The organism is Candidatus Omnitrophota bacterium (genome assembly GCA_028693815.1).
In the GTDB taxonomy this organism is placed as follows: Bacteria; Omnitrophota; Gorgyraeia; order Zapsychrales; family Aceulaceae; genus Aceula.
The window spans coordinates 1-10,721 of record JAQUUP010000035.1 but is presented as its reverse complement, the minus strand read 5'-3'; the positions used below and the strand labels follow the sequence as shown (position 1 = coordinate 10,721).

Here is a 10,721-nt window from a genome sequence, read left to right as displayed (position 1 = left end):
TATATAGAAAAAGATCAGATTGTCAATTATACAGTCGATTCAGAGATAAAGTTAGAGAAAAAATGCCTGCACTGCGAAGCTTGAGAATGATTTTTAAAGCGAAGAAGTGTCCTATTTGTCCACTATTTTCAACCTAAAATATACATAACTAGTTGATACATAATCAATTATAAAATGTCCGTCTCGTCGGGGTGGACATTGATCAATTTATATGATAAGCCAACTCCTCTTGCTTATCTGCTGGACCAAGTTCACCTTCAGGTCCTAGCCCAAGTAAAGGTAAGATGCTGCTGATCGGGGTTAAATTAATAATAACCGGAACAAAACCGTCAACTCCATTAATCAAAATATCCTGCATCATAACTGGGTCAAATTGAATATTGACGCCGGAACCCTTCCGATCAACATTAATCTCATTCATGTCGATACCGCCAACAACAGACGATGCAGTACTATCTTTATCCAAAGTCTCTCCATTACCGATATCAATACTACCTGTGCTAAAACTCAAGAATCTCTTTATCTGTGCAACAATATATTGGTCACTTAAGAACGGTGCAAATGCATCTGTATACTTTTCAGGATTAACATTAAAATCAACGATTAATTCATCAAAATCAACCCATTTCAATCCAGATACTTCACCCAATCCTTCGCCTGAATCTACTTCCACATGCTCCGTTTTTCTTAGCTCAGCAATAATATTTTGAACCGTTCTTTCCTCTTCTTTATCTAATCTATACATATATAAACTTTTCATCTCTTGATTATCCATACTTATTCCTGGCTCAATCCCTGTTGTTTTAAAAATATCATGAATTTTCTCTTCCAAAAAGTTTCTTTTAGATCGATTATATGTAAACACATAAATCGTGCTTAATTTCTCATTAATATTATAAAAAACTTGCTCAACCGGTTTACCTTCCTGATCCTTCAATTCTTCTCCTATTTTAAGAATTAATTTTTGCTTCTCTTCCTCATTCAACCAAGAATATTCAAACATTCTTAGATAACCATCATGTTCAAAATCTTTTCCGATTTGTTTTAATTTTATATCTTTAAAATCTAATCTCTTTGATCCATCTTTGGTTACAATCTCTTCACCGCCTTCTTTTAATGCAGAATCTCTTGAGCCTCCTCCTTGTTTTACGTGCCCAGCAGCTCCATTACTAAAAGCCCCCCCAAATACATCCTTGCTTGAAGCTCTAATTTGTCCTAAGAAATTCTTTCCATCAGCACTAAAAACCATTACATTGACACCCTTGTGTCTTAAACCCTTTGCATGCGCCTCAGCCCTTGTTGCAACCCTCATATCACTCCCTTTTTCATCAACAATATCAAACTCTTCCTTAAAATCCGCTAATGATTTCTTTAAACGTTTTAATCGAGAGTTAGCTATTTCAAGAATTGCAGCTGAGTCCTTTTCTTCGTCTTCTTTATAAATATCAACTGTCATTTGATACATTGCCATTGCAAGATTTACTGAATCCTCGCTCAAATCTGACAATCTTAATAATTCTTCGGCTGCCCTAAAAGAACTTCTTCCTAATTTCTTTAAAGATTTTATTTTATCTCTTATGCTATTTTCTAAATCGTCAATTAATTCTCGCTCTGACCTCCGCACTCCTTGACTCTTTAATTCGTTAATCAACTTCAAAGATTTTCTATATCCAGCAATAGATTTACTATAGTCATAAATTCTTAAAAAACCTTCTATTTCTTTATTAATATTATCAAGATTATAAATCATACGTAGAGTAGCTTGACTGTCCTCGTTGATAAACTCTAATACATTCTCTGAAATTGCTTCACTTAAAACCATTCTCTCAACACTCTTTTCTTTTTTATATAGAGCTCCCCTTACTTTCTCAGCAGCTAAAGCTGATACAGAAGCAACCCGAGATTTTTTAAAGAATCCCCTGTTCCATAAATCATAAAGCCACGAATAAGGTTTAATATTCTCTTCTACATTAACCTCTTTTCCTTTGCGTTCAAAATACATTACTTCTGCATTGTTATTACTAAATGTTCGCATTAAATTCTGCTCATCCTTCCATCCATAATCATTAACTTTGTCAGAACCAACCATAAATGTCCACTTAATTCCAGGATTAGCCACAAACAACCATATATAAGCTGCCATATCCATATTAAATCTTCGCTGATCTTCATTGTTGCCTGCTAAAACGTTAGATTCTCCCTCTTCAAACATTTTGACTGCTTCGTTGCGAATACTAGTAACAAATATTTTATCTTTCAACTCTTTGTCTTCTTCAATAGCTATTTCTGCCATCTGATTTCTAATTTCTGCACTAGCAGCAAATGGTTTATCCGGAACAGTTCCTCCATTAGCAATAACAATACCATTTAATTCTTCGCTAATCATTCCAGCAAGTGACGCTGTTATATGTCCATAGGTAATCGGGTTAAAGGTTCCTCCCTGCAATCCCATTTTTCCTTTGATTTTTGACTGCTTCCCCTTTAGCGCTATCTCAGCAGCTTTTTTTAAAATTTCAGGATTAACAACTTCTTCATCACTTTCCTTTAAAACCTTCTTTATTGCCGCTAAATATTCTTGCCTTTCAATCTGTGACTGCGGAGCTAATTTAATTTCTTCAGAATTAATCAGAGCCAATCCTAACAGATTGATCTCTTTAGCATACCGATCTTTTGTTCTTTTCCCTGTCGTTCCCGGACTGATTATAAGGTCATTTTCGACTAAACGTGACATTTTAAATCCCATAACTTCTTCAATTAAAAACTTCTTATTTTGATCTACCTGTCTAGGCCGAACAAAGACCCTAGCAACTTTTTTCTCAACTTTCCCACCTTCACTAGTTTTTATATATCCTGAAACAAAGACGTTCTTATCCAAAAAATCCTCGCTTCCATCAGGATTAAGCTTGTTAATTATCCGACTAGCTTCGTTCTCAACATCTTCTATATTTTCGCCACGAATAACGATTCCATTCCTAAAAAGACCAACATATGCTCCGCCGCTTTCATACACATTTCTTTCTTCCATTATCTTTTGGCGCTCAAACGTAATCGCGCTTATCTTTTCAGATATATAATTTTTCAAAGTATCAACTGGGACGCTTACCGTTTCATGCCTTGTTTTCTCAATAGGTTGACTGCTAACACTTTCTGGGTGATAATCTAACCTCTCCTCTGGTGTCATTTTTTCTATTACTGCAAATATAATTGTTTGATCCTGACTATTATTTTTTATTCTAAATCCTGCAGCCTTTGAATCACCAACAGAATCATTTACAACAATCATATCACCACCAAAGAACTTTTCGCTTGATAGGACATTATCTTCTTCATCCAATAATTGAACTTCTCCGGTTAATTTCTTACTATCTTCATCCATCTTCCAGTTCGCTCCCATAACTTTTGCCCAAGGGAATACACGTATTGGCTGAAAACTTTCATATACCGGATTAATATCAAGAAGGTCGCTTTCTTTTCCTGGATTTAAGTAAACGATTTTAACCTTCACATCTGCCATGCTTTCAACTATAGGGTCATTTTCTGCATCAAGAACCAACCCAAAGTTTTTGTCCGTGCGCAAGTTATCAGGCATATCTGTATAATAATGAGTGATAACTGCCCCTCTACCATCGCTTAATTCTTGGACTTTGGGGGCAATAATTTCAATAGATTCCTTAGAATCAGCTCCCTCCAAATCCTTACCTTTCCTCAATGATATAAAAGGATTCTTAACAGTAAAGTCAGCGGTTGCAAATTCGTTGGGATTTGAAATAGTATGTAATACTTTTGCAGGTATTTTTATTATGCTTCCGGGAGGAACAGCATAACGTTTCTCACCTTCAGAGGTCACTGCAACAGCTTCAATATTTCCTGACAAAGCGATTGTCATCTCTTCGGCATCATGATAATGGTTAGCTTGAACGTGTTTAGGCGGATTTTGCACTTCACTTAAGCTTAATCCATCAGTTATATACATCATCGGATGCAAAGCTAAATGATGATGTCGTTGCACAGCATCACTCTTTCCGAATCTATTCAATTGAGAAAAAGAAATAACTGAAACAGGCTCTTTTTTTAATAAATACATAAATGATTCTTTTGAAGCTCTTTTGGCATGTAAAATAGCTTTCTCTAATATTCCCAGTAATCCTGATTCTTTACCTATCTCCCCACTCTTTTTTTTCAATTGAGACAGAATCATAAAAGCGCCATACAGCCTTCTTGCTCGATCCAAAAATGTCACATTATTAATGCCTGCCGAATCTCTGTGGTTAAATAAATGAATGCTCTCTTGATGCAATTCAAATAATTTTGTGAGTTCACTTGCAATAGATTTTTCTGCAAGCATGGCATCGTCACCTTTATCTTGATTTGCACTTTTTGACTCTAGCGGATTAACATAATCTACAGTGTCCCCTTCAATATCTGCAGAATACTTCAACATGCCAAAAAAGGTATTTACTTTAGCCAAATTTTTAGGATCATACTCATCTAATTTATATTTAACTATTCGATCTTTTTGATTTTGAAAATATTCGATAGCTTCTTCAACTTGATTTTTAATTTCATCATTGAAATTATATGAAGTCAGATCCAGCTCAAATTTTACATCATTCCCTTGCAAAAATGAAAGTAATGAAGCGCTAAACTGTCGCCAAAACTGTATCGCCATATCAGAACTGACATTTTCTTTACTAAATGTATGTATTTTAAAGCCAGCTCTTCTATGTTCATATTCACTATATGCATTGGCATTTAAGTAATAGGCCAACCCTTCTTCCACAAGATAAGGCATAATGCTAACCTGACCCTTTGTTGCACTTCCTCCAACTTGTTCGTCAACTGCATAAGCCTTGGGATCAAGTACATAGCCGCCAAGAAATCCAAGCATATGAATTTGTCTGACGAGATGAATATCATCACCTAAATTTTTAAGTAAAGGTAAGAATGGATTAACTTCAATAATATCTCTCCTTGTCGCAGTCACCATTCCCAAAATTAAATTTGCTACTAAAACATTATCATCGATAAATGATTTCAACATAAAACGTGGCTTATAAAGATTAAGTTCCTCTTTCACCTTGCTGTATGATGCTATGCTCAGGATTCCAAATTCAGGATTCTTCTCCAATGCCGCAACTAATGTCGTGACAACATCACCTACAAGATGAATATCATCATCAACAAAAATCTGATAATCTCCTATAGATAACGAACTGGCTAAATTACGATTTGTAGAAATAGTGTTCTTTTTTGAGAGAACTACAGTAACCGGAAAATCAACTGTCCTTACTTTTTCCTCAAATTTAGTCAGCTTCTCACCCTCAAAATTCTCTGGGTCAGCTATTGTTATAACAAGTTCCATTTGATTTTTTTCAGCCATACTATTTAGCTCATCCAATCGTTTTAACAAAGAATCCGTTCTTTTCCCAAATAATGATGCGATTCCGACACTTGCAATTATTTTTCTGCCTCTTTTTTCTTCGTTGTACTTAAATACGTCTCCCTTGTATTCCGGCAATTCATTCTCCCAATAACGCCGACTCAACTGTTTGAGTTCACCAAGGTGTTTATAAAACTCAGTTCGAGCCTGGGACATACGTTGTTCTGATTCTCTTTCAATCTGCACTTCAAGTGGAAATCCCTCTTTATCAAATGTACCGTTATGAAAAATACCTGCTTCGCGGGCAACTGAATACAAATGCCTTACTTCTTGATTTGATAATCCGTCAGAGTAATTATCAACCAAAATGGTAACTTCATTTGCATAATTCTCAGACAATAAAGCTATTGCCCTTTCTCTTACTTTTGGACTAATTGAAATCTCTTGAATTGCTTCAACTCGTTTGATTATCCAATCTATAACCTTAGAACCATTTAACCTTCCATTTTTAATATTTGATAAGATAGCGCCATCAATATCTCCTCCTTGGATATTCTGATCTGTACCCTCTTTTCCACCTATACGTTCAAACACTTGTTTTACTAATCCAGCAAACCACGGATGATTTGTTGGACGTCTTGTTACACGAATAAATCCACCGTCAGAAACACCCTCAAGAAGGTGAGAAGGGCTTTCTTCGCTGTGCTCAAGAAATTGATCGAACACGATTGTCATCCAGCGGAGTTCTTTTTCCCTATCGCTCCATGCTTCTTCATCATTTAATCCATGTGCCCATATCTTTTCTACTTTAGCTTTTTCATAATCAGCATGATCAATTAAAAGCAGCTCAGTAGAAATCCCAGTACCCTCAAAAACAGCATCAAGTAATTTTCCAAAAGAACCAGTCATCCCCGTATCAATAAAAACTATATGTTTCAGGTTTTCCTTAAGGATCCCTTCTTGCTTTAAATATCTTAAAGCATTCTTTTTTCCTTCCTCAGTGAACAACTTGCCCTGCCTGGGGATATCCTTATCGTCCACTCTTCCAAAAGCATAGGTCATAGCTGTTGTAAATAGAATCGGCTTATAAGCAACATTCTTAGTCCTTTTAACACGACTTGCGACATATTCTCCTATCTGCTCACCACTAGTAAGGATTGGAACAACTAAAATTTCTTCAGGATTTACACCCTGATCGATTTTTTCTGCTATTTTTTCTTCAGCCATTTGAGCAAAAGCCTCTAGGATCTTTTTTCCATTAAAATCAGAAAAGAATATCTCTAAAAACTTTTCTAAAACTCCCCTTGCTCGGATTCTTTCAGAAAGATAGCCATCTTCGCTTAACTCGGCCACATTCGCCATCCATTTAAGTGCAATAATTGATTCTCTTCGCTTCTCAGGATCTCGTATTTCTCTAATAACATCGCCTACTTCCTGAAAAGGCACGGTCATCAGCTGATTAAAAATTTCTTTGGCAGTACTTATACCTTTTTTAGAGGATCCATCGATATCAATTCCACTAATAATCAATAGGTCTGGAATCTGTTGGATCTTTCTGTTGCTTGAGTTGGCCAAAATTTTTTCATCCCATTGCACAAAATCACTTAATTCCTTCCTATTTAAAGGCCGTCCATTTTCTTTTTCAAATTCATAAGCATGCTTCCATATCATTGGAACAATCTTTGCAACTGTAGACATTAAATTCGGATCAATAAATACTGATAAAAAATAATATTCTTCTTTTAATGCCTGCATATTCATTTTAACTTTATTTTCTAGTAAAGCTGTTAACCACTGCGCAGTGGCAATAAGATTCGTTGCCCCGGCTATAGAACTCCACGTATTGGAATGAATTTTCGATTGATCTTCATCGACAGCTACTGTTGTAATATTAAAATCTTCCGCGATTACCCGATCCATGCCCCCATTCCAAAACTCATCACCAAAATAAATAACTTCATCTTCATTGAAGGACTTGAGGATCTCCTGCATTGCAATCGATTTGCCGACACCTTTTCTCTTTATTCCGATCCCCACATTAGACTCGGCATCAATATCAATAAACGATAAAATATCGGCAGAAAGTTTTTCTTTTACCCGTCTTATAAATTCTGTCCTTTCATCATCCGCTCCATTTAACGCATATTTCTTTGATGGAAGATGTGTTATCACCATATCCGCATATCCATGTTCATCCGCCTGAATAACCCGCCTAATGGAAACAATTTTCCCATTCCTATCTGTTTTATTGATCCGTGCTATAGGTTCATCATGTTTGCCGGTATTGTTAACATAAAAACCCTTATAAAAGCCTGGATAGCGTTCTTTCCACGTCCTATCAGTTTCTGGACCTCCATCTCTTACATATCGATCGAATTCTGAAGCTACTGAATTAACCGCGATACTAATCTCCTCGATTTGAGACACTGTCAATAAATTATCACGGACATGCTTTTCTCCTAATGCTGTAGTCTTTGGGATGGCATTTCCGGATTCATCAAATTCAGTCAAAATAATTCCTCTCGCAGAAAAAACACTAATCTTATGCCTTTTGTCAGCTGGGATCATATTCATTATTTTATTTTCTACATTTTTAAATTCATTCGAAGAAACGATATAAACCCGCTCTACAACATCCAGTAAGGGGATCAATGCTTCAATCGCCTCATTTTTGCTCTCAGAAGTGCCTCCCGTTAATGTGCCGTCCATATCTACCACGACTGCCTTGATTTTCGGGAATACCTTGTTATTAAAATAAGCACTGCCCCTCAAGAAATCTAGCAATGTTGTTGCCGTTGACAATTTTGAAGTTAATCCTACCTGTGCGATACTAATCCCGTTTCCGCTAGAATCCGGCATCACATTAAAGTCCGCACCATCGTTAATAATACGCTGAATATCATCAACATTCTCCTGAGTAAAATTTCGACCTGATAATTCCTGTTTATTTAATGCATCTTGAAGAATATTTTCTGCTTTTTGCTTACTAAGCATAGAGGCATCCCCGTTCTTCTTTGGATTTATTCGCATAGACAACTTATAATCATCTCCAACCGGCGAAGAGCTGGAAGCATCTAGCTCTTGTGTACGATTTAAAGGAATTTTTCCAAACTTCTCTCCTCCGGAAAAATATTTTCTAGGAATGACTCGCTGACTTGACTGATCGTATTCCGTCTTAATGAAATCAAAAACACCTTTTTTAAATGATTCCACGTAACGGGAATAAATCTGATTTTTGATTGTTGGGTCCGATAGATCCACACCCTTGATTTTCTTTTGGTCAATATAAACTTTTGACAAAAGACTTTCTTTGATAGTCTCCTTATACCATTGTGCCAAAATCAACGATTGATAAATTTGCCTGATAGGAGCAAAATTCTTACCTTCGTTAACCTCGCGTTCAATCTCAGGAAGGATGATTTCACGAACGATTTGGGAAGATAACGTTGAGCGTTGAGCGTTTAGGTTCTTATTACTACTATCGACTATACGCTGTTCGCTATTCGCTAACGCAAGATAATCTTCCTCCATCATTACCTTAAGACGGCTTTTAATAATATAAACCGCATTGCCGTTTTCATAAACTGTGGCCTCTTGAGGCACAATCCAGACCTTATTAAAAGTATCAACAGGAACCGTGGTTGTCCCAAATTGTTCATAGGCTTTCTTATAAATTTTATCCCAAAATGCCTTACCAAGCTCATTTTCCGGATAAATTAAAGACGCTATGAGTTGTTTGAGAATATAATCCTGCGCCAACATGTCTCGTCCAAGCTCGGTTTTACCTAGCGCATCAGGGGCAATTCTATCTTCTTCATAAGGAGATAAATTGACCCACAGGTCATCTTGAGGAACAGTCATGGCGGCTAGAAAATATTTTACAAGTCGGTTAGACTCTTCTTTAATCTGATCCTGTGTAAATTCTGTATTCCCGCTATCAACAATAAAATCAAAATAAAGAGGATTCTTGGGATCAATCGTCATCCCTTTAAGCAAAACAGGAACAAAGGCAGGACTTAGGTTGACCATAGTTCCGGGAACAGGAAGATTGAGCGCACTCTGGGCGTAGGAAGGAATAACAGAAGACAAAAGAAAAACAAATATGATAAGAATAGACACAAATCGACGAAAATGTACCAAGTGCTTTTTAAGAGTACATGCGAAAATGCACGATTTTTCAAGTGTTTGAACTAAAAACACGATCTAACCTCTCTTTTCTCCGTGGCGTGTTAAAAAAATGTTCGAAAAATGAAATATAAAATTTCGCACTGCAGATGGTGAAAGTATAGCATAACTTTCTTTTAAAAACCAATTTGGCGCAGATCCTTCTGTTCTTTGTTTTATTATCAAGAAGAACGTTATAGAGCCCAAAATCTTTCAAAAATATCGACGATAATGCCCTTTACTAGGAATCCTTTAGTAAAGCGCGATTCAGAGATAAAGAGATAGATTGATGAGATTTATTAGACTGGTTTTAGAAAAAAGAATTGATTTGGTACGCGTTGTGCTCTTCTCACAGAGACAATGCAAAAATATCTACCCTAACCCTTTGACACGACAAGACATGAAAATAGCCCTGAATAGTTTAACTACTCAGGGCTATTGGTATCTCTCTAATGAAATTTAGAGAGATTATATTGGCTCCCCTCAAGTGTGGAAGCTTTAAATTTATCTCCATATCAGATGCGCTTTATTATATAGAAAAAGACCAAATTGTCAATTATACAGTCGATTCAGAGATAAAGTTAGAGGAAAAATGCCTGCACTACGAAGCTTGAATATGATTTTTAAAGCGAAGAAGTGTCCGCTTTGTCCACTATTTTCAACCCAAGAAATACATAACTATTTGATATACAATCAATTAGCCATGTCGAGGCCGCTAGGGGTAGACATTCTTTAAATAGGTGCCTAATTTTTTCCTAGATTACAATATCGTTTTAAATATTTTTAAGAAATCGCTTAATATCGTTATGATTTCCTGCAAGCACAAACTCCAACAGATCGCCATTCCACCTAAAAAGAATCCTAGACTTAATTCCTTTGCGTATCTCCCAAAAGTCTCCCCTCAGGCGCCTCAAGCCGACACCCTTATGAATGCTTCGATCTTGGGATAGCATATCGATTAATTGAATAGAAACTTCCTTTATCTTTTCTTTTTCTTTCTCAGAAAAAAACTTAATCGATCGCTTAAATGAAGGCTTGAATTCAAATCTCATAAATTCTTCAAATATGATTTAGCACTCTTTACATCTGAAACGCGTTCGCCTTTTTCTTCAACTAATTTCTCAATCTTAGTCCATTCTTTTGCTGTATATGGAGATTTAGCTGTAATTTTACAGGG

General features: G+C 36.1%; 2 protein-coding genes. Both read right to left on the bottom strand.

Translation table 11 applies throughout. From position 1 onward, the window contains the following. Positions 1-202: 202 nt before the first annotated feature. Positions 203-8,593, bottom strand: coding sequence for a hypothetical protein (locus PHY73_08385; GenBank protein MDD3375718.1), 8,391 nt, complete (start codon positions 8,591-8,593; stop codon positions 203-205). Between the two features lie 1,724 nt (positions 8,594-10,317). Further along, entirely contained in the window at positions 10,318-10,596 is a 279-nt protein-coding gene (locus PHY73_08380) for a hypothetical protein (protein ID MDD3375717.1), read from the bottom strand. Between the last annotated feature and the right edge of the window lie 125 nt (positions 10,597-10,721).